Annotated in this window: 19 protein-coding genes and 1 pseudogene; 9 read left to right on the plus strand and 11 right to left on the minus strand. The window is 71.8% G+C overall.

Annotation, left to right across the window (positions count from 1 at the left end):
• The first annotated feature begins 324 nt into the window (after nucleotides 1–324).
• Together LO763_RS00385 and LO763_RS00390 are read left to right on the plus strand one after the other, a co-directional pair.
• On the plus strand, nucleotides 325–1338 hold the full coding sequence (locus LO763_RS00385) for a ParA family protein (protein ID WP_369431885.1): 1014 nt from the start codon (nucleotides 325–327) through the stop codon (nucleotides 1336–1338).
• Between the two features lie 3 nt (nucleotides 1339–1341).
• Nucleotides 1342–2406: a ParB/RepB/Spo0J family partition protein gene (locus LO763_RS00390; protein ID WP_230599857.1), complete on the plus strand. Its 1065-nt coding sequence runs from the start codon at nucleotides 1342–1344 to the stop codon at nucleotides 2404–2406.
• Nucleotides 2407–2511: 105 nt separating this feature from the next.
• Here the strand turns inward: LO763_RS00390 and LO763_RS00395 are convergent, their stop codons facing one another.
• A complete protein-coding gene (locus LO763_RS00395) occupies nucleotides 2512–3087 on the minus strand; it encodes a GNAT family N-acetyltransferase (protein WP_230599858.1) in 576 nt (191 codons plus the stop codon).
• 235 nt (nucleotides 3088–3322) lie between these two features.
• On the opposite strand from LO763_RS00395, the gene LO763_RS00400 reads away from it, so the two are divergent.
• On the plus strand, nucleotides 3323–3940 hold the full coding sequence (locus LO763_RS00400; protein WP_230599859.1) for a hypothetical protein: 618 nt from the start codon (nucleotides 3323–3325) through the stop codon (nucleotides 3938–3940).
• A 264-nt stretch (nucleotides 3941–4204) separates the two neighbouring features.
• Here the strand turns inward: LO763_RS00400 and LO763_RS00405 are convergent, their stop codons facing one another.
• Complete coding sequence (locus LO763_RS00405; RefSeq protein ID WP_230599860.1) at nucleotides 4205–5170, minus strand: D-alanine--D-alanine ligase family protein; 966 nt, start codon at nucleotides 5168–5170, stop codon at nucleotides 4205–4207.
• Nucleotides 5167–6414: an aminotransferase-like domain-containing protein gene (locus LO763_RS00410; RefSeq protein ID WP_230599861.1), complete on the minus strand. Its 1248-nt coding sequence runs from the start codon at nucleotides 6412–6414 to the stop codon at nucleotides 5167–5169. The genes LO763_RS00405 and LO763_RS00410 overlap by 4 nt, the downstream gene beginning before the upstream one ends.
• A gap of 252 nt (nucleotides 6415–6666) precedes the next feature.
• Here LO763_RS00410 and LO763_RS00415 point away from each other — a divergent pair, with 252 nt between their 5' ends.
• Complete coding sequence (locus LO763_RS00415) at nucleotides 6667–7368, plus strand: GNAT family N-acetyltransferase (RefSeq protein ID WP_369431886.1); 702 nt, start codon at nucleotides 6667–6669, stop codon at nucleotides 7366–7368.
• 206 nt (nucleotides 7369–7574) lie between these two features.
• Here the strand turns inward: LO763_RS00415 and trxA are convergent, their stop codons facing one another.
• The 6 genes from trxA to murJ form a co-directional block, all read right to left on the minus strand.
• Entirely contained in the window at nucleotides 7575–7889 is a 315-nt protein-coding gene (gene trxA / locus LO763_RS00420; RefSeq protein ID WP_230599863.1) for a thioredoxin, read from the minus strand.
• A gap of 33 nt (nucleotides 7890–7922) precedes the next feature.
• On the minus strand, nucleotides 7923–8855 hold the full coding sequence (gene trxB, locus LO763_RS00425) for a thioredoxin-disulfide reductase (protein WP_230599864.1): 933 nt from the start codon (nucleotides 8853–8855) through the stop codon (nucleotides 7923–7925).
• Nucleotides 8856–9193: 338 nt separating this feature from the next.
• A complete protein-coding gene (locus tag LO763_RS00430; RefSeq protein WP_230599865.1) occupies nucleotides 9194–9982 on the minus strand; it encodes a hypothetical protein in 789 nt (262 codons plus the stop codon).
• On the minus strand, nucleotides 9979–10602 hold the full coding sequence (gene sigM / locus LO763_RS00435) for an RNA polymerase sigma factor SigM (protein WP_304608763.1): 624 nt from the start codon (nucleotides 10600–10602) through the stop codon (nucleotides 9979–9981). Before sigM ends, LO763_RS00430 begins: the two co-directional genes overlap by 4 nt.
• Nucleotides 10603–10725: 123 nt before the next feature.
• Nucleotides 10726–12216 (minus strand): protein kinase family protein, encoded by a 1491-nt coding sequence (locus LO763_RS00440; RefSeq protein WP_230599867.1) that lies wholly within the window; start codon nucleotides 12214–12216, stop codon nucleotides 10726–10728.
• Between the two features lie 145 nt (nucleotides 12217–12361).
• Nucleotides 12362–14188: a murein biosynthesis integral membrane protein MurJ gene (murJ, locus tag LO763_RS00445; protein WP_230599868.1), complete on the minus strand. Its 1827-nt coding sequence runs from the start codon at nucleotides 14186–14188 to the stop codon at nucleotides 12362–12364.
• 30 nt (nucleotides 14189–14218) lie between these two features.
• Between murJ and LO763_RS00450 the strand changes: the two genes are divergently transcribed.
• Entirely contained in the window at nucleotides 14219–15652 is a 1434-nt protein-coding gene (locus LO763_RS00450; RefSeq protein ID WP_230599869.1) for a CCA tRNA nucleotidyltransferase, read from the plus strand.
• Here the strand turns inward: LO763_RS00450 and LO763_RS00455 are convergent.
• A complete protein-coding gene (locus LO763_RS00455; protein WP_230599870.1) occupies nucleotides 15543–17060 on the minus strand; it encodes a glycosyltransferase family 87 protein in 1518 nt (505 codons plus the stop codon). The two genes, LO763_RS00450 and LO763_RS00455, sit on opposite strands and share 110 nt — an antisense overlap.
• A 71-nt stretch (nucleotides 17061–17131) precedes the next feature.
• Nucleotides 17132–20392, minus strand: a complete 3261-nt coding sequence (locus tag LO763_RS00460) for a transglycosylase domain-containing protein (protein WP_230599871.1) — start codon at nucleotides 20390–20392, stop codon at nucleotides 17132–17134.
• 346 nt (nucleotides 20393–20738) lie between these two features.
• Here LO763_RS00460 and LO763_RS00465 point away from each other — a divergent pair.
• The 4 genes and pseudogenes from LO763_RS00465 to LO763_RS00480 all read left to right on the plus strand — a co-directional run.
• A pseudogene (locus LO763_RS00465) lies at nucleotides 20739–21360 on the plus strand (PadR family transcriptional regulator); the annotation flags it as partial.
• Nucleotides 21361–21414: 54 nt separating this feature from the next.
• A complete protein-coding gene (locus tag LO763_RS00470; RefSeq protein WP_230599873.1) occupies nucleotides 21415–22485 on the plus strand; it encodes an inositol-3-phosphate synthase in 1071 nt (356 codons plus the stop codon).
• A 107-nt stretch (nucleotides 22486–22592) separates the two neighbouring features.
• Nucleotides 22593–23939 (plus strand): MFS transporter, encoded by a 1347-nt coding sequence (locus LO763_RS00475; RefSeq protein ID WP_230599874.1) that lies wholly within the window; start codon nucleotides 22593–22595, stop codon nucleotides 23937–23939.
• On the plus strand, nucleotides 23894–24967 hold the full coding sequence (locus LO763_RS00480) for a peptidylprolyl isomerase (RefSeq protein WP_230599875.1): 1074 nt from the start codon (nucleotides 23894–23896) through the stop codon (nucleotides 24965–24967). The genes LO763_RS00475 and LO763_RS00480 overlap by 46 nt, the downstream gene beginning before the upstream one ends.
• Nucleotides 24968–24994: the final 27 nt, after the last annotated feature.

Raw genomic sequence — 24994 nt, forward strand, 5'->3', positions numbered from 1 at the left:
CTTCAAGCAGGGCGATGTTTCACGTGAAACATCGGCCCGTAGTCTGTGGCGGTGAACGTGCGCGACCCCCTTCCCCCCGAAGATCGTGAACACCCGAGTTCCCTTGGCGGCGATACCCCGGCCGAACGGCGCATCAGAAACCTCCTCGATGCCGCGGTGAACGAGGAGGCGCCGCCCTCCCGACGGCACCGCTACCGAGAAACTTCACCGGCCCCGGGTGGCGCAGCCCCTCGCCCCGGCCAGGTTGGGCCAGAATCGGAGTCGAAGGAGCCGGGCGGGGGCACTGCCCCGAACCGGAACGACGACGGCGGGGAACGGGACGGGATGCGCAAGACCACATCACGCGGCAGGACGGGACGCCACCTGGCGCCCGACGCGACGCCGAGCGCCAAGCAGGCGAAGGCGGAGGCGGCGCTGCCGAAGCAGCCCGACCCGCTCGACGACGACCTGCCGCTCGCGCGCGAGGCCCAGCGGGCCGTGCGGGTGCTGAACCCCTCCGGCTCGGTCACCATGCCGCGGCCGCCGCGCCGCCGCGTCTTCGCCGTCGCCAACCAGAAGGGCGGCGTCGGCAAGACCACCAGCACCGTGAACCTCGCCGTCGCCCTGGCGCTGCACGGGAACCGCGTGATGGTCGTCGACCTCGACCCCCAGGGGAACGCCTCGACCGGCCTCGGTGTCGAGCACGGCGCGGGCACCCCGAGCGTGTACGAGGCGGTCGTCGAAGGCATGTCGCTCGACGAGATCGCGACCCCCGTCGAGGGCATCCCCTCGCTCTACTGCGTCCCGGCCACGATCGACCTGGCCGGCGCGGAGGTCGAACTCGTCAACGTGGTCGCCCGCGAGGCGCGGCTCCAGAAGAGCATCGCGACCTTCAGCGGCGAGCTCGACTACATCCTCATCGACTGCCCGCCCTCCCTCGGCCTCCTGACCGTGAACGCGCTCGTCGCCGCCGAGGAGGTCCTCATCCCGATCCAGTGCGAGTACTACGCACTGGAGGGTCTCGGCCAGCTCCTGCGGAACATCGAGCTCATCAAGGCGCACCTGAACGCGCGCCTGCGCGTCTCGACGATCCTGCTCACCATGTACGACAAGCGGACCAAGCTCGCCGACCAGGTCGAGCAGGAGGTGCGCGGCCACTTCAGCGAGATCGTGCTCGACGCGGTGGTCCCCCGCAGCGTCCGCGTCTCCGAGGCGCCCGGCTACGGGCAGTCGATCATGACGTACGACCCGGGCTCGCGGGGAGCGACGAGCTATTTCGAGGCGGCCGAGGAGATCGCGCGCCGCGGCGCGAAGCTCTCCCCGCGGCGCGGTGACAAGGACCAGAAGGGCGGCAACTAGTCGATGGCGGCGGCGAAGCGCGGAGGGCTCGGTCGCGGACTGGGCGCCCTCATCCCCACCGGCCTGTCGGACGTCACGACGGTCGAGGACGACGAGGAGGCGGCCCCCGCCCCGATCCTGGCCCCGCGCCAGGCGGCCCCGATCGAGCGCGATGTTTCACGTGAAACACCGCCCCCCGCTCCGGATGTTTCACGTGAAACACCGGAGGGGCCGGACCTCGTGCCGGTGCCCGGGGCGAGCTTCCAACTGATCCCGATCGGCGACATCGGCACGAACCCGAAGCAGCCGCGGCAGATCTTCGACGACGAGCACCTCCTCGAACTCCAGACCTCCCTCACCGAGGTCGGGATGCTCCAGCCGATCGCGGTGCGCGAGCGGACGGCGGAGGAGCCCCGCGAGGACGGCGCGCGCTTCGAACTCGTCATGGGGGAGCGGCGCCTGCGCGCCGCCACCGCCCTCGGCTGGGAGAGCGTTCCGGCGATCGTGCGCCGCACGGCCGACGAGGAACTGCTCCGCGAGGCGCTGCTGGAGAACATCCACCGCGTGCAGCTGAACCCGCTCGAAGAGGGCGCGGCGTACAAGCAGCTGCTCGAGGAGTTCAACGTGACGCAGGAGGAGCTGGCCAAGAAGATCGGCCGCAGCCGCCCGCAGATCTCGAACACGATCCGGCTGATGAGCCTGCCGGCGACCGTCCAGACGAAGGTCGCCGCGGGCGTCCTGACGGCGGGCCACGCCCGGGCGCTCCTCGGCCTCGACAGCGCGGACACGCAGGAGCACATCGCCGAGCGCATCATCAGCGAAGGCCTGTCGGTGCGCAGCACCGAGGAGCTGGTGACGGCCAACCGCCTGGAGGAGCGGCCGGAGCTCGACGAGCCGCGCGGCTCGTCCTCCCGCGCGCCGAAGGACCGCGTGAAGGCCCCCGGTCTGGAGGAGCTGAAGGAGCGCCTCTCGGACCACTTCGAGACCCAGGTGTCGATCTCCTGGGGCCGGAAGAAAGGCAAGATCGTCATCGAGTTCGGCTCGCTCGCCGACCTCGACCGGATCGTCGAGCAGATCGGCGTCGAGTGACGCGGGGCCGGCGGCGCCGGGGCCCCGATCGGGCATAGCGCAACGGGGCGATGTTTCACGTGAAACATCGCCCCGATCGCTGTTCCGGGAAGGCCGGGAGACCCGCTAGGAGAGCTCCCGCCACATGATGATGTCGTCCCGGTAGTCGTCATCGGCCATGCGCACCGCGCGCGGCATGCGCCCGACCTCGGTGAAGCCGTGGCGCCGGTAGAAGGCGTCGGCCCCCGTGCCCGAGCGGACCTTGAGGCTCAGCGCGTCGAGCTTCAGCTCCTCGCGGGCGACGCGGTCGACCGCCGCCAGGAGCTTGCCGCCGAGTCCGCCGCCCTGCCGGGTGGGATCGACCTGGACGTGGCGCATGGTCCGCCAGCCCTGTCGCGGCGGGCTGTCGTTTGATGTGAGGACACACCAAGCGACAATGGCGGCTCCTTCCTTGAGAGCGACCAGCGTGTCAGTCTGGTCGATCACTCGCGCGAGAATGGAAACGGTGTGAGGGCGAACCTCGTCGATGTTGACCGGCGGGACGAACCCGACGGAACCGCCGGCGTTCGTCACTCTCACCCAGAGATGGCTGAGTTCGTCAACGAGCGCTGCGGTGACCGGCGGGTCCACCAGGACGGCGATGTCGTCGCCCGGAACGGGCGTCGCCTCCGGCGTGGAACCTGTTGTCACTGTTGCTTGCACGCCTACCAGCTTGCCCTACCGACGGGGCCTCCGGACAGGGGCTTCCCGGCATATGGGCGCACGTCACGATCGGCCTCGAAACCCCTTGTCCGGGAACGATTCGCCTGGTTCGGGGGGTATGCGAGCTCCATTGTCGGGAGTCCGGACGGGCGTCGAACGCGTAACCCAGGTGAAATCTGTCAAAAGGTGGATTCCGGCGGTTTCCAGTCGCGCATCCATGCGGTATTTTTCGATGGTGGCAGCTGCGAGTACCCCCGGTCCGAATGCCGATCCCGACCTGACGAACCCTCCCCGACCCCACCCGAACCCGCGTGCGAGCGGCGTCCGGCCGACCCTGCCCGCCTTCGTCGGCTGGCCCGCCTTCCCGTTCGAGGGCGAGCTGCGCATCAAGCCGCTCCAGGAACCGGTGGGCGCCGAGCCGCCGCGCCGCGGCGACCGCCAGGAGCAGTGCGCGGCCTGCCATACGCCGGACTCGGCCTACCTGTGGTCCAACGAGCGGTGGCGCCTCAAGAGCCCGCCCGCGCCGAGCGGGCTGCCGGTGGTGGTGATCCTGGAGCCGCGGGCGCACCTCGACCTCGGCGACCTCTCCACGATGCACGCAGCCGAGCTCGGCGTGCTCACGGTGCGCCTGGAGCGGGCGATCCGCTCGCTCGAATCGGTGGCCCAGGTGCATGTGAACCGGTGGGGCGACGGCACCGCGCACCTCCAGCAGTGGTTCCTGGCCCGGCCGCACGGCTACCTTCAGCTGCGCGGCCCGTTCATGACCATGTGGGACGAGATCCTGCCGCCGGTCGAGGAGCACGAGTGGCAGATGAACCTCGAGTACATCGCCGCCTGGCTCGCGGACGACTGAGCTGATCGACGACCGAGTTGATCGACGACCGAGCAGGCTGACGACCGAGCCGGTCAAGGACTGAGGACTCCGCACCCGATCGGGTGAACGCCGAGGGGCCGTTCCTGTCGCACCTCCGCGATATTTTTGAATCTAGGGGTCCCCCGGGCGGACATTTCGGGAATATACCGTTTCATATTCGCGGGGCCGAACCCTGGGAACGGTGAAGGGCGCCGATGTTTCACGTGAAACATCGGCGCCCTTGTCGCTCCTGCGGGGTTGCGGTCAGGCCCGGTCCAGGGCCCGGCGGACCATGACCGCCAGGACCTCGCCGAAGTCGAGGCCCGCGGCCTCGATCGCCATGGGCAGCAGGGAGGTCTCGGTCGTGCCGGGCGCGACGTTCGCCTCCAGGACCTGGATGGCGCCCGCGTCGTCCACGATGAGGTCGACCCGCGACATGTCGCCCAGGCCGAGCGTGCGGTGGACCTCGATCGCGAGCTCGGCCACCCGCGCCGCCACGGCGTCGTCCATGGCCGCCGGCACGGTCCAGCGCGTCGCCCCCGGGTTGTACCGGGCGGCGTAGTCGTAGTCGCCGTGCAGCGGCGCGATCTCCACCGGCGGCAGGGCCTGCGGCCCCTCGCCGAGGTCGACCACGCCCACCGCGATGTCGCGGCCCTCCACGAACGACTCGATGAGCGCCTCGTCGCTGTAGGAGAAGCAGCCCATCATCGCCGAGGGGAAGTCGTCCTCCTTGTGCACGGCGTGCACGCCCAGGCCCGAGCCGCCCGAGTTCGGCTTCACGACCAGCGGCAGGCCCATCTTCGCGGCGATCCGGTCCAGGAGCTTGCGCGCCCCGAAGTCCGAGAACGCCTGGCGCGGCATCGACGTCCAGTCCGGCGTGGGGATGCCGGCCGACCGCAGCAGGTCCTTGGCCGTGATCTTGTTCCACGCGCGGCGCGCGCCGATCGAACCGGTGCCCACGATCGGGACGCCGGAGAGCTCCAGCACCGCCTGGAGCGAGCCGTCCTCGCCCGGCGAGCCGTGCACGAGCGGCAGCACCACGTCGGGCGGGAACTCCTGGAGCGCGGGCAGCAGCTCCCCGTCGAGGTCGCGGACCTCGCAGGCCATCCCCTGGCGCTGGAGGGCGTCAGCGGCCCGGCGGCCCGACTTCAGCGACACGTCGTGCTCGTAGGACATGCCGCCGGCGAGGATGAGCACCCGGACGTCCGACGCCGCGGCGCCCGCCGTCATGCGGCCCCTCCGGCGAAGGTGTCGCGCAGCTCGATGTCGCCGGCGACGACGCCGGCCAGCCGGCGCACGCCCTCCCGGATGGACTCGGCGGTCTGGGTCGAGAAGTTCAAGCGCATCTCCCTGCGGCCGTTGCCGTCGGCGTAGAAACCGGTGCCCGGGACGTACGCGACGCGCTCCTGGAGCGCCCGCGGCAGCATCGCCTTCGAGTCCAGGCCCTCGGGCAGGGTGGCCCAGATGAACAGGCCCCCGCCCGGGACGGTCCACGTCATGCCCTCGGGCATGTAGTCGCCGAGCGCGCCCAGCAGGGCGTCGCGGCGGTCCCGGTAGAGGGTGTTGAACACCTTCACCTGCTGGCGCCACTCCATCTCGGTGAGGAACCGCAGCGTCGCCTCCTGCGTGAGCCCCGAGGGGCACAGGATGGACGCCTCGATCGCCAGGAGCAGCTTGTCCCGCACGGCCGGCGGCGCGAGGACCCAGCCCAGGCGCAGGCCCGCCGCGAAGATCTTCGAGACGGTGCCGAGGTAGATCACGCCGCGCTCGGCGCGGGCGCGCAGCGGCGCGGGCGGGGCGCCCTCGAAGCTGATCATCGAGTACGGGTCGTCCTCGATGACGAGCAGGCCGTGCCGCTCGGCGATGGCGAGGACCTCCTCGCGGCGGTCCTCGGTGAGCGTGACGCCGGCCGGGTTCTGGTAGGTCGGGATCGTGTAGAGGAACTTCGCGCGGCGCCCTTCGCGCTCCAGGGCCGCGAGTCCCTCCTCGAGCCCGGCGGGGACGAGCCCGTCGTCGTCCATCGGGAGGTGCCGGACGTCGGCCTGGGCGGCCTGGAAGGCCCCCAGCGCGCCGACGTAGGTCGGGCCCTCGGCCAGGACGATGTCGCCCGGGTCGAGGAAGGTGCGGGCGAGCAGGTCCAGGCCCTGCTGGGCGCCGGTGGTGAGGACGAGGTCGTCGGCCGAGGCGCGGATGCCGGACCGGGCCAGGACGCCGCACAGCTCCTCGCGCAGCGCGACGCTGCCCTGGCCGGGGCAGTAGCCGAGGGCCTCGGCGCCGACCTGGGAGAGCAGGCGGGTGAACATCTCGCCGAGCTCGTCCATCGGGAGCGCGGCGGTGTAGGGGTTCCCCCCGGCGAGGGAGACGACCTCGGGGCGCGATGCGACCGAGAACAGTGCGCGGATCTCCGACTGTGCCATCCCGTGGACCCGGGATGCGTAGCGACCGGTGTAATCGTCGAGTGTGGTACCGGACACGCGGAGACCTCCTCAGATGGTCCTCGTCGCCCGCGACCGGCGGCCGCGGATCGTGCGTCTATGGATGTCGGGGCCGTACGCCGCCGCGGGCGCGCCCGCCCGGCGCAGACCCTTGCAGGGCTGCTGGGGTGCGGATGCGTTTCGATCAGCCTACGGGACCCCGGCGGTGATCGGACCACTCTACTAGCACACGCGGTGCGGGCCGCGCGTGTTTTCCGTCATGTGGACCCCTCGGCGACGTAGGCTGTACGGGTGCATCGGCGCATGGTCAACCTCACACTCGACTCCCTGGAAGACGTTCCGGGGCGTTGCCGCGCCTGCGTGTTCTGGGAGCTGTCGCCCCTGCGCGCGGAGGCGGTGCGCGAGGTGGGCGAGCCCGTCGTCGAGAAGGAGGCGTGGCTGTCCCACACCCTCCTGGAGTGGGGCGGGTGCGGCCGGATCGCCTACGAGGGCGAGGCCGTCGCCGGGTACGTCACCTACGCGTCGCCGAAGTTCGTGCCCCGCTCGATGGAGTTCCCGTCCGGGCCGGTCTCGCCCGACGCGGCGCTCCTGATGACCGCATACGTCAACCCGACCTACGCGGGGACGGGGCTGGGCCGCCAGCTGGTGCAGACGGTCGCGGCCGACCTGGGGCGGCGGGGGATCTACGCCATCGAGACGTTCGGGGACGCGCGCGGGGAGTCGAACGCGTGCCTGGTGCCCGCCGACTTCTACCGCTCGGTGGGGTTCAAGACGGTGCGCAGCGACCCGCGCTACCCGCGGCTGCGGCTGGAGCTGCGTTCGGCGATCGACCGGAGCGTGGAGGCCGAGGAGTCGATGGAGCTCCACGACCCCGTCGAGTGGTTCAAGCTCGACGACACCGAGCTGGAGCAGTTCTTCGGCGAGGCGACCACCGGCCGCTCGCGCCTGGACCGGCCCGGGACGCAGCGAGACGGCGACTTCTTCGACCACTGAAGGCTTCGGCCGCCGGCCGCTCCGACCGTCGACAACGCGGACGGCTCCTGAATGTGAAAGCGGATATTCCCGATTTGTCCGCCTTGGGGAGCCCTTGTCTTGAGTCTATCCGCGGGGTGTGACACGTCCTGGCGCCCGTAAAACGCGAGCAGTGCTCGGGGCGAAGCCGAACGGCTTCGCCCCGAACACTGCGGTAGTCGTGTTCCCTACTGGCCCAGGAACTTGCGGATGGCGGCCTTGGGCTGGGCGCCGATGAGCTGGTCCGCGGGCTCGCCGCCCTTGAACAGGATCATGGTCGGCACGCTCATCACCTGGTACTTCCGGGTGATCTCCGGGTTCGCGTCGGTGTCGAGCTTGCGGATCACGATGCCGTCGTTCTCGGCGGCGAGCTCCTCGAGGACCGGGGCGACCTTCTTGCAGGGGCCGCACCATTCGGCCCAGAAGTCGACCAGCACCGGCTTGTCGGAGTCCAGCACCTCGGCCTGGAACTCGGCGTCGGTGACGGCTTTGATGGCGCCCATGGGCATCCTCCTGTGTGTGTGAACGAGCGGGAATCAGGATTCGAGGTCGGCGAGGTGACGCTCGGCGTCGAGCGCGGCCGCGCAGCCGGTCCCGGCCGCGGTCACCGCCTGCTGGTAGGTGTGGTCGACGAGGTCGCCCGCCGCGAACACGCCCTCGAGGTTGGTGCGCGTGGACGGCGCGGCCACCTTCACGTAGCCGTTCTCGTCGAGCTCGACCTGGCCCTTGAACAGCTCCGAGCGCGGGTCGTGGCCGATCGCGATGAACAGGCCCGTCGCGTCCAGGACCCGGGCCTCGCCGGTGACGGTGTCGACCAGGTCGACGCTCGCGACCTTGCCGCCCTCGCCGTTGACCTTGGTGACCGCCGAGTTCCAGGCGACCTCGATCTTCGGGTTCGCCAGGGCGCGGTCGGCCATGATCTTGGAGGCGCGGAACTCGTCCCGGCGGTGCACGATGGTGACCTTCGAGGCGAACTTGGTGAGGAACGTGGCCTCCTCCATAGCCGAGTCGCCGCCGCCGACCACCGCGATGTGCTGGTCGCGGAAGAAGAAGCCGTCGCAGGTGGCGCACGCGGAGACGCCGCGGCCCATGAGCTCGTTCTCGCCGGGGACGTTCAGGGGCCGGTACGCCGAGCCCGTGGCGAGGATGACGGTCTTGGCCTGGAACTCCTCGTCGCCGACGCGGACCTTCTTGACCGGGCCCGAGAGGTCGACGGCGGTGACGTCGTCGGAGACGAGCTCGGCGCCGAAGCGCTCGGCCTGCTTGCGCCAGGAGTCCATGAGCTCGGGGCCCATGATGCCCTCGGGGAAGCCGGGGAAGTTCTCGACCTCGGTGGTCTGCATGAGGGCGCCGCCGAACTGGAAGCCCTCGAACACGAGCGGGCGCAGGTCGGCGCGGGCGGTGTACAGCGCGGCCGTGTAGCCCGCCGGGCCCGAGCCGATGATGATGACGTCGCGGATTTCGCTCACCGGGTTCGCTCCTGTGGTTCGGCGCTCCGGGTCGGCTCCCGGGAGTGCGGTGGATCTGGCAGCTTCAACGCCATCCTATTGACCCGAAATTCCACGTCCCGACGCTGTGGCGGGCTTGTGACAGGCGCATGGGCCGATCGTGGGCAAGCTCACTCGACGGCTGTGGCGGGTGAGGTGGATGAGGGCGCGCAGCGCCCTCGGGTTCGGGGAGTGGTGAGCGCAGCGAGCCGGTCGGGCGGGGTGACGGGTGCGGGTGGGAGGGCGGGCGCGCAGCGGCCTCCGGTTTGGGGAGTGGTGAGCGCAGCGAGCCGGATGGGCGGGGTGACGGGTGCGGGTGGTCAGGGCTGGACGGCCAGCGTCTCGACCACGCCCTCGCCGCACGCCGGGGTGAGGGCCACCGCGGTCTCGCCCGCGTCGGCGGAGAGCAGCAGCACCATGAGCGCGGGCTCGGACTCGTAGCGGGCGAAGTCGACCGCCAGCAGCAGGCTCCCGAACCGCTCGGTGACGGCCTCCTCGCAGCGCTGCCAGGACTCGCCGCCCGCGGCCAGGTCCGCGAGCTCGGCGGGGACCTCCCCGGCGGTGGAGTCGGCGCCGAGCGAGCGCAGGGCCTCGAGCAGGTCCGCGTCGGCGCTGTAGTCGCTGCCGGTGGCGAACGTCTCGACCCCGGCGATGAGGCCGTCGAAGTCGTCGCCGGGCGCGCGGGTCTCCCCGCTCATGGTCTGGTCGTCCTCCCCGGCGGCCTCGGGGGCCGCCTCCTCCTCGACCGCGCCCTGGTCCCCGGCGGCGTCCTCGCTGCCCTGGACCGCGGACGACCCCGCCTCGTCGGCGGGGGCCGCGACGTACTGGAGGGCGACGCCGACCGCGCCGACGGTGACCAGCACGGCCGCGGCGGTGCTGAGGATCGCGTACCGGACCCGCTTGGGGCGCAGGCGTTCGGCCCACCGCTCGAAGAGGCCCGCGCGGGCGGGCGCGGGCGCCGGGGCGCCGTGGAGCCGGTCGGCGGCGGGCAGGGACTCCAGGACCCGGTCGAGCCGGTGGGCGACCTGCCCGGGAAGGTCGGGGTAGCCGTCGGAGGCCTCGCGCAGGAGGCGGCCGGCCTCGGCCTCGGCGTCGCGGTGCTGGCTCATCGGTTCCCCTCCTCCCGGCCGTTGGCGGTGCCGCTCGTGGCTCCTGGTTCGACGCCGCGCTGCGGCGGCGGGTTCCCCTCGCCCCGCGCGGCCGGTCCGAACTCGGGCAGGCGCGCCGCGAGGCGCCTGCGGGCCCGCGAGGCCCGCGACTTCACCGTCCCGGGCCGCACGTCGAGGATCGCGGCGACCTCCTCGACCGGGTAGCCGAGCATGTCGATGTAGACGAGCACGGCCCGCTGCTCGAACGGGAGCTCCGCGAGCGCCCGGTGGACGCTGAGCCGCAGCGCCGCCTGCTGCGGGTCCCCGTCCGGGTCGGCGGCCCGCGGGGCGGCCGCCGCGAGGTCGTCCTCGGGCAGCGGCACCGTGGGGCGGCGCCCGGCCGCCCGGATCCGGTCCAGGCAGGCGTTGACGACGATCCGGTGCAGCCAGGTGGTGACCGCCGCGGACCCGCGGAAGGACCCGGCGGCCTGGTAGGCCTTGATCATCGCGTCCTGGAGCGCCTCGGCGGCGTCCTCGGGGTCGGCGAGCGTGCGCACCGCCACCGCCCAGAGCCGGCCGCGGTGGCGGCGGAACAGCTCCCCGAACGCCTCCCGGTCGCCCTCGACGTGGCGGCGCAGCAGCGCGGCGTCGCCGAGGGCCTCGCGGTCGGGCGCCGGCCCGCCGAAGCCGCCGTCCGCGCCGGGTGCGGCGCCGTCGGCGGGCCCGGGCCGGGGCGGGAGCGGGGCGGGCACGGGAAGCCTCGGCTACCGGACGAACACGTTGATGTCGGAGATGGTGAGCTTGAACCCGCCCGAGGCGGGCGGCAGCTCGGTCACCCAGACCACGATGAAGCGGGTCGCCTCGCCACCGGTCTGGAGTTCGATGTTGGTGTCGGCGTCCTCGACCGGCTCGGCCAGGACCGAGAAGTCGTCCACGATGGCCTGGTCGCCGTCGGAGGAGTCGCCGGGGTCCTCGTCGCCCGCGAGCAGGCCGACCGTGGCGCCCGCGCTGGTCATCTGGACCCGGACCGAGGCGACCTCCTGCTCCTCGCCGAGGTCGATGAGGATGCCCATGCCCGGCTTGAGGTTCCCGAACGCCGGGTCGTTGTAGTAGGTGTTCGTGGACCACCCGGTGGAGGCGTTGCCGTCGATGACGGCCTCGACGCCCTCGCCCTGGTCGCGGTCGCCGTCGGGCGGGTCGACCACCCGGATCGCGTCCTCGGACAGCTCCACTTCGCTGGGCGCGGCGACCTCGGTGGTCTCCTCGGGGGCCTCGGCGCCGGTGTCGGCGCCGGCGACCTGCTCGTCGGCCTCGGCCGGGTCGTCCTCGCCGCCGAAGACGAGCGCGCTGGTGACCACGCCGCCGAAGATGACCGCGGCGATCACGGCCGCGACCACCGCGAGGCGCTTCATGCCCGCGGGCGGCGTGTCGGGTCTGAAGCGGCCGAGGTTCATCGAGCTGAGGACGCCCCCGCCGGCCGCGGGCTGGAGGGCCGTGGGCTCGGCGCCGCCGGCCTCGACGAGGCGGCGCAGCTCGACCGCGAGCTCCGCGGCGGACGGCGGGGCCTGCGTGTGGTCGAGGAGGTCGGCGGTGAGCTGCGAGACCCGCGGCGGCAGGCCCTGGACGACCGTGGCGGCGTCGAGGACGCGGCCCCACTCGTCGGTGGCGGCGTCCGGCAGGCCCGTGTTCTCGGCCGGGACGACGCGCGGCCAGGTCCCGGTCAGGCACGCGTACAGGGTCGCGCCGAGCGCGCGCACGTCTTCGACGGCGGTGTTGCCCGGCTCGTTGCGCGGCTCGGTGACCATGACCCGGTCGTCCTCGGACAGGAGGATCGTGCCCGGGTGCAGGTCGGCGTGGGTGACGCCGCCTTCGTGGAGGGCGGCGACGGCGTCGGCGACGGAGGCGACCAGTTCGATCGCGTGGGCGGGTTCGAGGGTCTGGCGCTCGAGCACGCCGCGCAGGGACGAGCCGTTGACCCACTCCCTGACGACGTAGGCGAACCGGCCCTCGTCGACCGCGTCGTACACGTCGACCATCGAGTCGACGTGCGCGCGGGAGGCGGCGACGGCGGCGGTCATGGTGGGGGCGGCGTCCTCGCCGCCGGGGGAGCGCAGGACGACCGCGACGGAGCGGTGCAGGAGGACGTCGACGCCCCGCCACAGCTGGCGGTGCCCGTTCGCGCCTCCGACGTGCTCTTCGAGGCGGTACCGCTCCGCGAGCAGGTCGCCCACGGACGGCACTTCGGCAGAACTCATGATGCGGGGTCCTCCCCTCTCAATGCGACCCCGCTGAGGGGTCTGGCCGACCGCGGCCGGTCGTGTTCAGGGGCCGGACGGGTCGGTTCGCGATCCGTTCGAGTGCGCGCGTCCGGCCAGAGTGCACGTATGGATGGTACTTGCCTCATCGTCGCAGCTTTGCGCGCACCGTTGCCTGGAGCGACGCCATTTCAGTGACGCGGAATACCAGGCAGGCCGCGAGATACACGCCCACGAGCGCCGTTCCCAGGACGATCGCGGCGCCGAACTGCCCGAGCTTGGAGGCGGACACGTCGGGCCACGCGAGCCAGCCGCCGTAGGCCGCGGCGCCCGCGATGAGGGCGGCCGCGCCCGAGCGCACCAGGCCGCTCGCGGTCCGGCGCATCCTGAGCAGCCCGACGCGCTTGCGCAGCAGGCTCATCGACAGCAGCAGGCTCACCAGGTAGGAGACGCCGTTCGCGGCGAGGAGGCCCGCCACGACCCACTCCAGGGGCAGGAGCGCGAACGCCAGCAGGTAGCCGCCGATGCGGATGGCGATCACCGGCAGGTTGAGCAGGCCCACGGTGCGGGTGTCGGTCTGGGCGTAGAACGCGTAGATCTGGAGCTGGCTGATCGAGAACGGCAGGAGCACGATCCCGACCGCGAGCAGCGCCTGCCCGGTGGCGACGGCCATGGTGTGGTCGTAGGCGCCCCACTGGAAGATCGCGAGCGCGATCGGCTCGTGCAGGGCGATGAACGCGGCCGCGATCGGCACCAGCAGGAAGCTCGCCAGGCGGATGCCCGAGGAGAGGTGCTCGACCAGCTCGGGCCAGCGGCGGTCGTCGGCGGCGCGGGTCATGCGCGGCATGAGCGCGGTGATGACCGAGACGGCGACGATGCCGTGCGCCATCATCATCATGAGGAAGGCGTTGTTGTAGACGGTGGTGCCGGGCACGAACACGCCGCCCGGCTCGTCGGCGCCCGAGGCCGCGTTGGCGATTTTGACGACGGCGATGACCGCGATCTGGTTGGCGGCCACGAACAGCAGCGTCCAGGCGGCCATGCGGCGGATGTCGGCCAGCGGCAGGGCCTTGAAGTCGAACCGCAGCCGCCACCGGAACCCGGCCCGGCGCAGGGCCGGGGCCAGGCACAGCACCTGGATGACCACGCCCGCGGTGGTGCCGCCGCCGAGCAGCAGGATCATCCCGTTCGTGACCTGGTCGGCGGTGCCGAACAGCTCGCCGCTCGCGTCCGGTTCGGCGCCGGAGGTGTAGACGGCGAAGAAGACCGCGCCGACGGTGATGACCACGAGGTTGTTGATGATCGGGACCCACATGGGGGCGCCGAAGTGCTCGCGGGAGTTGAGCACGCCCGACAGGACCGCGAAGAGCCCGTAGAGCAGCAGCGCCGGGAGCATGAGGTAGGAGAACTCGGTGACCAGGTCGCGCTGGACCGGTTCGGCCATGGCCGCGGCGATGACCGGCGCGGCCAGGGTGACCACGAGCGCGGCGCCGCCGAGGACGAGGGCCGCGAGGGTGAGCAGGCGCTGCGCGAACGCGTCGCCGCCGTCGGGGTCGTTCTTGTGGGCCTTGACGAACAGCGGCATGATGATGCTCGCGAACACGCCGCCGAGGACGAGCTCGTAGATCATCTGCGGGAAGTACTGCGCGGTCGTGTACGAGTTGCCGAGCAGGCCCGCGCCGACGGCCGCGGAGATGACGACGGTCCGCCCGAACCCGGTGACGCGCGAGACGAGGGAGCCCGCGCCCATCAGGAGGCTGGAGCGGACCACGTTCTTGCCCTTCGGCGCCGGGGGCGGTGGCGTCGTGGGCGTCGGGGCGGGTCCGGCGGCGGTGTACCCGTCGCCGGTCTGGGGTCCGGCGGGGGCGTTCCGGGCGTTCGCGTCGGGATGGGGGCCCAGGGCGGGGCCTGGCGGCCGGTACCCGAGGCCCCGGTCGGGGCCCGGTCCCGGTCTCGCGCTAGGTTCGGCCATTCTCGCACTCTCCGCTAAGCTTGCCCGGCGATGTCTGACAACAGTAGCGGTAAGGAAATCACGGTCCCGCCGATAGCCGATGAGCTGGGTCGGGTGTTCGCGGGCGAGGGGTACGAGCTGCACCTGGTCGGCGGCCCGGTCCGCGACGCGGTGCTGCGCCGCACCGTGAGCGACCTCGACTTCACCACGGACGCGCGCCCCGAGGCGACCGAGGCGATCCTGCGCGGATGCTGCTCGGCGGTGTGGACCACGGGCGCCGACTTCGGGACCATCGGCGGGCGGTTCCGCGGCGAGCAGGTCGAGGTGACCACCTTCCGCGCCGACGCCTACGACCGCGTCGGCCGCAACCCCGTCGTCCGCTACGGCGACCGGCTCGAGGACGACCTGGAGCGCCGCGACTTCACCGTGAACGCCATGGCCGTCTCGGTGCCCGGGCACGCCTTCGCCGACCCGTTCGGCGGCATCGCCGACATCGCGCGGCGCACCATCCGCACCCCCGCCGCCCCGGAGTCCTCGTTCGCCGACGACCCGCTGCGGATGCTGCGCGCGGCCCGGTTCGCCGCGCAGCTGGGCTTCGCGATCGACCCCGGCACCCTCGACGCCATGCACCGCATGGCGCCCGAGCTCGACCGGATCACCGCCGAGCGCGTCCGCGACGAGTTCGTGAAGCTCATGTGCGCCCCCGACCCGGTCGCGGGCCTGCGGGTCCTGGTCGACACCGGCCTGGCCGACCGGTTCCTGCCCGAGCTGCCGGCGCTGCGCATGGAGATCGACGAGCACGCCCAGCACAAGGACGTCTACGAGCACTCGCTCCAGGTGCTGCGCAACGCGATCGCGCTCGAGACCGACGGCCCCGACCCGCTGCTGCGGCTGGCGGCGCTGCTGCACGACATCGGCAAACCGGAGACCAAGGCCGTCACGCCCGGCGGCGGCGTCACCTTCCACCACCACGACGTGGCCGGCGCGCGCCTGGCCCGGCGGCGGATGCGCGAGCTGAAGTTCCCCAAGGCCGACGTGCAGGCCGTGTCGCTCCTCATCTCCCTGCACCTGCGCTTCTACGGCTACAGCGACGGCGAGGGGACCGGCTGGACCGACTCGGCGGTGCGCCGGTACGTGACCGACGCCGGGAGCGAGCTCGACCGCCTCAACGTCCTGGTGCGCTCGGACTGCACCACCCGCAACCGGCGCAAGGCCGAGCGGCTGCGCCGCGACTACGACGCGTTCGAGGAGCGCATCGCGCGCCTGCGCGCCGAGGAGGACCTGCGCGCGGTGCGCCCCGACCTCGACGGCAACGCGATCATGGCGCTGCTGGGCCTGGCGCCCGGCCCCGAGGTGGGCCGGGCGTGGGCCCATCTCAAGGAGCTGCGGCTGGAGCGCGGCCCGATGCCCCGCGAGGAAGCGGAGGCCGAGCTGCTGGCATGGGCCGCAAGGGAAGGAATCGCACCGCGTCCAGACGCGGGATGAGGACCTCCTGGACCACCAGCGCGCACATGACCGCCACGGCGAGCCAGCGCGAGGCGGCGGCGGCGAGGAACAGCCCCTCGGGGATGCCGCGGCCCTCCTCGGCCGAGACCTGGAGCATCTTGCCGTAGAACGCGAAGAAGTAGAACAGCTCCGCGGCCTGCCAGACCAGGAAGAAGCCCCACTTGGGGCGGGCGAGGACCGCCAGCGGCAGCAGCCACAGCACGTACTGCTGCGACCAGACCTTCCCGAACAGCAGGAACGCGGCGAGCACCAGGAAGCACAGCTGGGCCAGGCGCGGCGCCGCGTCCTCCATCGGCGCGCGGCGCTGGGCGAAGAACCCCAGTGCGGCGATCCCGAGGCAGGACAGGGCGAACAGCACCAGGTACATGTCGTTGACGAACTCGGAGTCCCACAGGGCCTCCCAGCCGGTGAGGCCGCGCACCACGTACCAGCCGGTGCCCCAGTCGACGGGCCGCTCGGAGTTCAGTTCGAAGAACCGCATCCACGACTCGCGCCAGAAGTAGGCGACGGGCGCGTTGATCGCGGCCCACACGACGGCGGCGGTGGCGACGGCCTTGAGGGCGGGCAGCGGCTCCCGCCGGCGCAGGGCCAGGACGAGGAGCGGTCCGATGAACAGGAGCGCGTAGAACTTCGCGGCGACGGCGAGGCCGAGGAACAGCCCGGCCGCGACCGGTCGGCCGCGCTGCCAGTACAGGAAGAACGGCATCGCGAGCGCGACGGCGAACAGGTCCCAGTTGACGGTGGCGGTCACCAGGATCACGGGCGCGGCGGCGAGCATCATCGCGTCCCACGGCCGGGAGGGCCGGGCGCGCAGCAGGGCCGGGTCCGGGTCGGGGCCGGGCAGGTCGGTGCGGCGGTTGTCCTCGCGGATCCGGTGGAGCACGGCGATGGCGGCGGCGCCGCAGATGAACAGCACGACCGCGTTGAGGTGCCAGAAGATCGGGCCGCCGTCGGTGCCCAGGACCGAGCCGGCGCGGTAGGCGATCTGCCCGAGGATCCCCATGAACCATCCGGTCAGTACCGGGTATTCGACCGGGTGGTCACGGTAGGGGACGGCGCCCTCGTTCAGCCGCTCGGCGCCCCACAGGGCGCGGATGTCGGTGTAGCAGGCGCCGGTGTACTGCTGCCAGTCCACCCATCCGCCCGCTGCGCAGGGGTACTTCTGGAGCCAGTTGACGGCGAAGGCGATCAGGCCGGTGAGGAGGATGACCCGCAGCGGCGTCCAGTACCTGCGGCGGGGCGGGTCGACGGCGTGGTCGCCGGCGGGGCCGCCGATGAAGCCGGAGGCGAACCGGGCGACGCGGTCGGTGAGGGTGGGGGCGGCCCGGGTCTGCGGGGTGCTCGGCGGCTCGGCTGAGGGCGGCGGCTCGGAGAAAGACGGCGGCATGGGCCCTATTGTGGCCCATGCCGCCGTCGTCGCGATACGGGCCGAGGCGTGGTGCCTCGGCCCGGTGCGCGCTATCTGTTGTTGCCGTCCGGCCCATCAGGGGACTCGCCCGCCTCGGTGGTCGGGCCGTCCGTGGTCGGGTCGTCACACGGCGGCTGCATGAAGCCGCCGCAATCCTCTTCCCCGCCTTCGTCGTCGGTCGGATCGGTCGTCGGGTCGGTCGTCGGCTGGTCGGTGCCGTTGTCGTCGTCCTCGTTCTCACCGGGCTGGCACGTCTCGCCGTCCCAGGTGCCGCCGTCCGCTTCGCAGTCCTCCTGCGCCTGCTCCTCCTGCTGCCCCGCGCACAGTTCGTTGTCGGCGTTCGCGGCGCAGAACTCGCCGCCATCGCGCGGGCCGCCGGCCGCCTCGATGTCCCAGTACGTCTTGTTGCCCTGGGAGTCGACCTTGCCGTCCCACTCCTCCGCGTCCCAGTCCTCCGCGTCGAGGACGCGCTTTATCGCGGAGAGCCAGACCGGGTAGGCGGTGTTCGAGCCGAAGACCGCGGTCTTGTCGCCCTGGTCGTTGGCGATCGGATCGGATTCGGAGGTCACGTTGCCGACCCAGGCCGCGATCGACAGCTGCGGGATCGCGCCGACGTACCACGCGTGGGCGTTGTACGAGTCGGGGTACTCGTTGCCGTCCTTGTCCTCGCCGGCGGCCTCCCAGGTGCCGGTCTTGCCGAAGTAGTCGCGGTCGAGCTTCTCTGCGTCGGTCTCACCGGCGATCTCCGAGCCGATCCACTGGAGGTTGCGGGCGGTCTCCTCGGAGATGACCTGCTCGGCCGTGAGCTCCTCGACCGGTTCGACCACCTCGCCGCTGCTGTTCTTGACCTCGGCGACGAAGTGGGACTCGTGGTAGACGCCGTTGTTGGCGATGGTCGCGTAGATGGAGGCCATGTCGCGCACGCTGGTCGGGTACTGGCCGAACGAGAGGTGGTGGTAGAACGGGTCGGTCTCGTTCTTGCCGCCGATCTCGCACGGCGTGGACTCCTCGGCCGCCAGGAACAGGCCGTCGGTGTTGATGATCGGGTTGCAGTTCTCGTCGACCTGGATGTCCGCGTAGACGTCCCAGTTGCCCGAGGCGTCCACGATCGAGTTGTTCTCGGCGTCGACGGCCCTCCCGTGCTGGGTGTAGGTGCCGTCGTCCTGCATGACGTAGTTGACGCTCACGTCGTGCATCTCGCCGTTGTCGTCCTCGATCTGGCGGGCCTGGTTCATCACCGACAGGCCCATCCGGTCGGCGAGGTCGAGGATGGCGTTGGCGCCGTAGTGCTCCGAGATCGCGTACATCGGCGTGTTCTTCGACTTGCGGACCGCGTCGGTGAGGGTCAGCTCCAGCGGGTAGCCCTGGTTGCCGTTGCGCAGGGTGCAGTCGGGGTAGTCGCCGCCGCCGATGCAGCTCTCGGTGTCGTCGAGCGTGAGCGATTCGAACGGGCGGGGCGAGTCGGCGTTGAACCACGTCTGGGTCGAGTCGCCCTGGTCGAGGGCGGTCGCGGCGGTGACCATCTTGAACGTCGAGGACGGCGGGTGCGGGGACTCGGCGCCGGCCTTGTCGACGCCGAAGCCGTTGTCGCCGCCGTAGTAGCCGACGATCGCGCCCGTCTCGGGGTCGATCGCGACCATGGCGGTCATCATGTACGGGTCGTAGTCGACGAGCGCCGCGTCCTCGTTGCTGTTGACGAACTGGGCGTAGCCCTCGTCGGTCAGAACCTTCTCGGCATCGCTGAGGTCGGTGACGACGTTGCCGTCCTTGTCGACCGGCTCGCCGTTCTCGTTCCGCTCCACCTTGACGTCGCCGCGGGAGCCGGTGGTCTTGAGCGCGTTCTGGATGTTCGGGTCGATGGTGAGGGTGACCGAGTAGCCGCCGCCGTTGGGATTGTCCTCGCCGCCGCTGAGCTCCTCCTTGGAGATGCCGTACCGCGTCCAAAGCTCGTCGAACACGTAGCCGTCGAGCTCGTTGATGATGAAGCCGATGTCGGTGTTGCCGCCCCAGGAGCCCGAGGAGTTGAACTCGTCGATCGGCGTGGGGTACTCGAGCGCGTCGCGTTCGGACTGCGGGAGCTGGCCGGTCTCGACGAGCGCGTCCATCGTGAAGTTCCAGCGGCCCTGCGCGGCCTCCTCGTTGTACGCGTCGGTGTAGTACGGGTCGTAGTAGCCGTTGGGCGACTTGACCTGCATGACCATGAACGCGGCCTGCTCGATGGTCACGTCCTTGAGCTCTATGCCGAAGTAGTTCTTCGCCGCCGCCTCGATGCCGTAGGCGCCCCGGCCGAAGTAGGCCATGTTGAGGTAGGCGGTGATGATCTCTTCCTTGTCGTACTCCGACTCCATCTTCATGGCCATGGCCGCTTCGCGGGCCTTGCGGTCGTAGGACATCTCGTCGCGGGCGTCGAGGACCATGCCCGCGTACTGCTGCGTGATCGTCGAGGCGCCCTGGGTGTCGCCGCCGGTGACGTTGTTGATCAGGGCGCGCATGGTGCCGACGTAGTCGACGCCGCCGTGGTCCCAGAACTTGCGGTCCTCAAGCGCCACCAGCGCGTCGGTGACCGTCTCGGGGACGTCGCCGGGCTCGACCTGGAGGCGGAGGGTGTCGCCGTAGGCGCCGGCCTGGGTCGTCCCGTCGGCGTAGTAGAACGCGGACGACTCGCCCTGGCGGAAGACGCCCGACAGCGGGGGGGTGTTCTGGAGAAAGATGGCGCCGGTCACGGTGACGGCGCCCACGAAGAGGACGGCCAGGGCGATGAGCGTGGCGAACATCTTGCGCCCGAGGCGCTTGCGCTTCTTGCCGTCCTCGCCGTCGACCGGTCCCTTGCCGGCGCGGCGGCGGCCGCCCGCGCCCGGGCGGGAGGTGCGGGTGTCCTCGCGGCCCGGCGGGCGGCTGGTGCCGACCGACGCCGAGCCCACGGAGGCGGAGCCGACCGAGGCCGATCCCACGGAGGCCGAACCGACCGAGGCGGAGCCCACTGAGGCCGACCCCACAGAGGCGCGTCCGGAGCGTCCCGGCCCGCCGACCGAGGCGGAGCCCGAGGCGCCGCCCACCGAGGCCCGGCCGGAGCCGCCCACGGAGGCCGAGCCGCGGCCGACCGCGGCGGAGCCGGAGGCGGGGGTCCCGTACTGCTGCTGCGGGCGGGGCCGCGGCGCGCCGCCGCCCTGCTGCCCGCCCCAGCCGTAGTCGGGCTGCCCGGACCCGGCGCTGCGCGAGGCACCGCCGTAGGAGCGGCCGCCCTGCTGGCCACCGCCTCCCGGACGTCCGTCCTCAGGGGGCGGGGCCGGACGATATCCGTAGTCGCTCATTGCTCAACCATCCACGTGCTGTACAACCCAGGCTGGGGCCGGGTCCTGCCGGTCGGCCCGGTGCACCCGGCGCGCGGCATCCCAGGGGGGACGCGCCCGGCGGACCGGCGTGTTCGCAAAGGTCTACTCCCGGCATGGGGGGTGGCCGGTCGCCTCGCAGTTTCGCACACCGAACCTGAGAGGACTCTGCTAGATCGCTTGGTGGGCCCGAGCTTATCGGATGGAAACCCCTCTGAACAGGGCTCGGAGGCTCGCCTTGACGTGATTTCCGACCGCGCGCTATGGTGTCCCTGATATATCGAACCGATACATCGCTTGGTGAGACCGCCGTGGAAGGAGGGGCGCGATGCTCGAGCTGGCCATTCTGGGGCTCCTGCACGAGACCCCCATGCACGGCTACGAGCTGCGCAAAAGGCTCCTGTCCCTGCTCGGGGCCATCAGAGCCGCGTTCAGCTACGGCTCCCTCTACCCCACCCTCAAGCGGATGCGTCAGCGCGGACTCATCGCCGAGGAGACCCCGGCAGAGGGTGCCGCAGAGACACCGATGCTGACCGGGCGCCGGGCCCGCAAGGTCTACCGGCTCACACCCGAGGGCAAAGAGCACTTCGCGGGCCTCATGGCCGACGCCGGCCCCGAGTCCGCCGACGAGGCCCTGTTCGGGGTGCACTTCGCGTTCTTCTCCCGCACCGACCCGGCCACGCGCCTGCGCATCCTGGAGGCGCGGCGCCGCCGCGTCGAGGAGCGGCGCGAGCGCATCCGGGAGGCCCTGGCCCGCACCGCCGAGCGGCTCGACGCCTACGGGCTCGAGCTCCAGCGGCACGGCCTGGAGACCGCCGAGCGCGAGGTCCGGTGGCTCAACGAGCTCATCGCCTCCGAGGAGAACCGCCGCCCCCGGCAGCACACCGATTTCGGCGACCCGATCGCCGAACCGGGACGGAGCGAGTCCGCCCCGGCCCAGGGAACACCCGATCCGGCCGCGAGCGCCGGAGACCCAGATAAACAAGGCAAAGGAGGCATGCGCGATGGGTAAGCTGCGCGTAGCCATTGTCGGCGTGGGGAACTGCGCCTCTTCGCTGGTCCAAGGCGTCGAGTACTACCGTGACGCCGCTCCCGAGGACCGGGTGCCCGGCCTCATGCACGTCCAGTTCGGCGACTACCACATCAACGACATCGAGTTCGTCGCCGCGTTCGACGTCGACGCGAAGAAGGTCGGCCAGGACCTGGCCAGCGCCATCAACGCCTCGGAGAACAACACCATCCAGTTCGCCGAGGTGCCCCCCACCGGCGTTCCGGTGCTGCGCGGCCCCACCCACGACGGCCTGGGCCAGTACTACACCGAGATGGTCACCGAGTCCTCCGAGGAGCCCGTCGACGTGGTCGCCGCCCTCAAGGAGGCCCGCGCCGACGTCGTCGTCTGCTACCTGCCCGTTGGCTCGGAGACCGCCGCGAAGTTCTACGCGCAGGCCGCGATCGACGCCGGCGCCGCCTTCGTCAACGCCCTCCCGGTGTTCATCGCCTCCGACCCCGAGTGGGCGAAGAAGTTCACCGACGCCGGCATCCCCATCGTCGGCGACGACATCAAGTCGCAGGTGGGCGCCACCATCGTCCACCGCGTGCTGGCGAAGCTGTTCGAGGACCGCGGCGTGCGCCTGGACCGCACGTACCAGCTGAACTTCGGCGGCAACATGGACTTCATGAACATGCTGGAGCGCACCCGCCTGAAGTCGAAGAAGATCTCCAAGACCCAGTCGGTGACCTCCCAGATCCCGCACGAGATGCGCGGCGCCGACGTCCACATCGGCCCCTCGGACCACGTGCCGTGGCTGACCGACCGCAAGTGGGCGTACATCCGCCTGGAGGGCACCACCTTCGGCGACGTGCCGCTCAACGCGGAGCTGAAGCTCGAGGTGTGGGACTCCCCGAACTCCGCGGGCGTCATCATCGACGCCGTGCGCGCGGCGAAGATCGCCCTCGACCGCGGCCACGGCGGCCCCGTCGAGAGCGCCTCGAGCTACTTCATGAAGTCCCCGGCCAAGCAGTTCTCCGACGAGGAGGCCCGCGTGGCCGTCGAGAACTTCATCGCCGGCCTGTAAGCGCCGCCCGAGGGGGACCCCTCCCGACGGGCCGGGCCGCACCGCGGTTCGCGCCCTTCGCGAGAAATGGGGTCCCCCTTGGCATTCACCGGAGTTATCCTCGGACGATGCGCACCCACGGGCACGTTCGCAGCCTCGCGGGCAACCGCCGCTTCCGGCACCTGCTCGCCGTGCGGCTCACCTCGCAGGCCGCCGACGGCATGTTCCAGGCCTCGCTCGCGCTCTCGGTGTTCTTCAACCCCGCCCTCGGCGAGGCCTCCGACCCGTTCCGGTACGCCGCCGCCGTCGCGCTCCTCCTGGGCCCCTACTCGCTGCTGGGCCCGTACGTCGGCACCGTCCTGGACCGCTTCAGCCGCCGCAACCTCATCGGCGGCGCCAACCTCGCGCGCGCCGCCCTCATGCTCGTCATCGCCCTCACCCTCGCCGGCGGCTTCAACTGGACGTGGGTCCTGTGCGCCATGGTGGTCCTGGCCGCCAACCGGTTCGTGCTCGCCGGCCTCGGCGCCTGCCACCCGCAGGTCGTCCCGCCCGGCGACCTCGTCACCGCCAACTCCCTCGCCTCCACGCTCGGCGCCCTCGCCTACGGCCTGGGCCTCGCCACCACCGGCGTCGCCAAGCTCGTCGACTCGAACGTGTCCTACTCCATGCTCGCGCTCGCGGCCGGGTGCGGCTACCTCGTCTCGGCGTTCGTCGTCACCGCCTCGTTCCGCCGCGGCGACCTCGGCCCCGCCGAGGATGCGCCGGGCGGCGGCCTGTGGAAGGGCCTCACCGCCACCACCGAGGGCATGTGGGCGGGGTTCAAGCACCTCGCGAGCCGCAAGGGGCCGGCCCTGGTGATCGCTGTCCAAGGGCTGCACCGGTTCCTGTACGGCATCGTGTTCATCATCGCGATCGCCCTGTTCATGGGCTTCTTCTGGGACGTCGATTCCGACCCGACCCGCACCACCACGATCTCCTGGCTCCTGGTGCTCGCCGTCCTCGGCAACGTCGGCGTGCTCGCCGCCGCCCTCGCCACGCCCCTCGCCACCCGCGTCTGGGGGCCCCGGAACTGGATCATCGCCCTCATGGCCCTGTGCGCGATCGTGGTCGCGGCCCTGGCCGGGGCCATGCGGCCGGTCATGTTCGCCGTCGCGGTCCTGCTGGTGAACATCGCCTCCCAGGGCGTCAAGATCACCGTCGACACGAGCATCCAGCGGGGCGTCGAGGACGCCTACCGCGGCCGCGTCTTCAGCGTCAACGACACCGTCTACAACATCGGCTACCTCGCCGGGCTCTTCGCCGCCGCCCTCGTCGTCCCCAAGGACGGGTACGCGCCCGGCACCCTCGTCGCCGTCGCCCTCGCTTACGGCCTGATCTGCGTCGGATACGCCTACCTCGCGCGAGACGGCGCACCGTACGATGCACATTCATGGAGCCGAGCCGCCCGAGAGACGAGACCGAGCCCGAGCGCCTAGACGGCGGTGCCGCCCCCGAGCGCGGCACCGACGGCGACGCCGCCGGGAACCGCGTCGACGGCGACGCCGCCCCCGCGAGCGGCGGCCGCAGCGCGCGCCCCCGCCTCGACGGCACCGGTTTCGACGGCACCGGCTTCGCAGCCAGCCCTGTCGCGGCCAACCCCTACCGCGGCACCGCCCCCTGGCAGCGCGAGGGCGGCGGCTCCTGGAAGCGCGGCCTGGCCGGGCTCGGCGCGGTCCTCCTCACCGCCGGGTCGATCGGCGCGGTCGCCTGGCTCGCCTTCCGCGACGGCGGCGGCGGCGCCGAGGACGCCGAGACGGTCATCTCCGAGCAGTGCCGCGTCACCGAGGCCGAGGACGACGGCGAGGCCGAACCCATGGAGCCGGGCACCCCCGCCGAGCGCTCCATCGCCACCGTCCAGACCAACTACGGCGACGTCAGCGTCCTGCTCTGGGGCGACCTCGCCCCCTGCGGCGTCGAGGCCTTCACCCACCTGGCCCAGAACGGGTTCTACACCTCGCACGCGTGCGACCGGCTCACCACGCAGGCGGTCGACCCGACCGCGATCCTGCGCTGCGGCAGCCCCGGGTTCGACCCCGAGGCCGAGGGGTCCCACGGCCCCGGCTGGCGCTTCCAGGCCGAGACCGGCATGGCCGGCAACGACGTCGCCGACGTCCTCGCCCTCATCACCGACGACCGCGGCCGCGCGGGCAGCGCCTTCGCGCTCATCCGCGGCGCGGCCGTCCCGACCGCGGGCGTCAGCGTCATCGGCGGCATCGTCGACGGCTACGAGGTCCTCGACCAGATCGCGGCCCTCACCGAGACGGTGGCCTACGACGGCGTCCCGCCCGTGCCCGTCGAGATCTGGGGCGTCACGGTCACCGACCTCGCCGACCTGCCCTCCGGGCCCGACACCGTCGGCGAGAGCACCGCCCCCGGCACGGCCGCGCCCTCCGGGACCGGGACGACCGCGCCCGCCGACGCGACGACCACCGCCACCGCCACCCCGAGCGAGACCCCCTCGTAACGGCTCCTGGGACGCGAAAGGCCCGGT

The sequence above is a fragment of the Glycomyces amatae genome (assembly GCF_020991375.1).
Classification (GTDB): Bacteria; Actinomycetota; Actinomycetes; order Mycobacteriales; family Micromonosporaceae; genus Glycomyces; species Glycomyces amatae.

Excerpts from the sequence above, each read along its gene's own strand:
- LO763_RS00430 (WP_230599865.1), bottom strand. The coding sequence starts at position 9,982 with ATGAGCCAGCACCGCGACGCCGAGGCCGAGGCCGGCCGCCTCCTGCGC.
- LO763_RS00385 (WP_369431885.1), top strand. The coding sequence starts at position 325 with ATGCGCAAGACCACATCACGCGGCAGGACGGGACGCCACCTGGCGCCC.
- LO763_RS00470 (WP_230599873.1), top strand. The coding sequence starts at position 21,415 with ATGGGTAAGCTGCGCGTAGCCATTGTCGGCGTGGGGAACTGCGCCTCT.
- LO763_RS00390 (WP_230599857.1), top strand. The coding sequence starts at position 1,342 with ATGGCGGCGGCGAAGCGCGGAGGGCTCGGTCGCGGACTGGGCGCCCTC.
- trxA (WP_230599863.1), bottom strand. The coding sequence starts at position 7,889 with ATGGGCGCCATCAAAGCCGTCACCGACGCCGAGTTCCAGGCCGAGGTG.
- LO763_RS00440 (WP_230599867.1), bottom strand. The coding sequence starts at position 12,216 with ATGAGTTCTGCCGAAGTGCCGTCCGTGGGCGACCTGCTCGCGGAGCGG.
- LO763_RS00450 (WP_230599869.1), top strand. The coding sequence starts at position 14,219 with ATGTCTGACAACAGTAGCGGTAAGGAAATCACGGTCCCGCCGATAGCC.
- LO763_RS00480 (WP_230599875.1), top strand. The coding sequence starts at position 23,894 with ATGGAGCCGAGCCGCCCGAGAGACGAGACCGAGCCCGAGCGCCTAGAC.
- LO763_RS00460 (WP_230599871.1), bottom strand. The coding sequence starts at position 20,392 with ATGAGCGACTACGGATATCGTCCGGCCCCGCCCCCTGAGGACGGACGT.
- LO763_RS00405 (WP_230599860.1), bottom strand. The coding sequence starts at position 5,170 with ATGACGGCGGGCGCCGCGGCGTCGGACGTCCGGGTGCTCATCCTCGCC.
- LO763_RS00455 (WP_230599870.1), bottom strand. The coding sequence starts at position 17,060 with ATGCCGCCGTCTTTCTCCGAGCCGCCGCCCTCAGCCGAGCCGCCGAGC.
- LO763_RS00475 (WP_230599874.1), top strand. The coding sequence starts at position 22,593 with ATGCGCACCCACGGGCACGTTCGCAGCCTCGCGGGCAACCGCCGCTTC.
- murJ (WP_230599868.1), bottom strand. The coding sequence starts at position 14,188 with ATGGCCGAACCTAGCGCGAGACCGGGACCGGGCCCCGACCGGGGCCTC.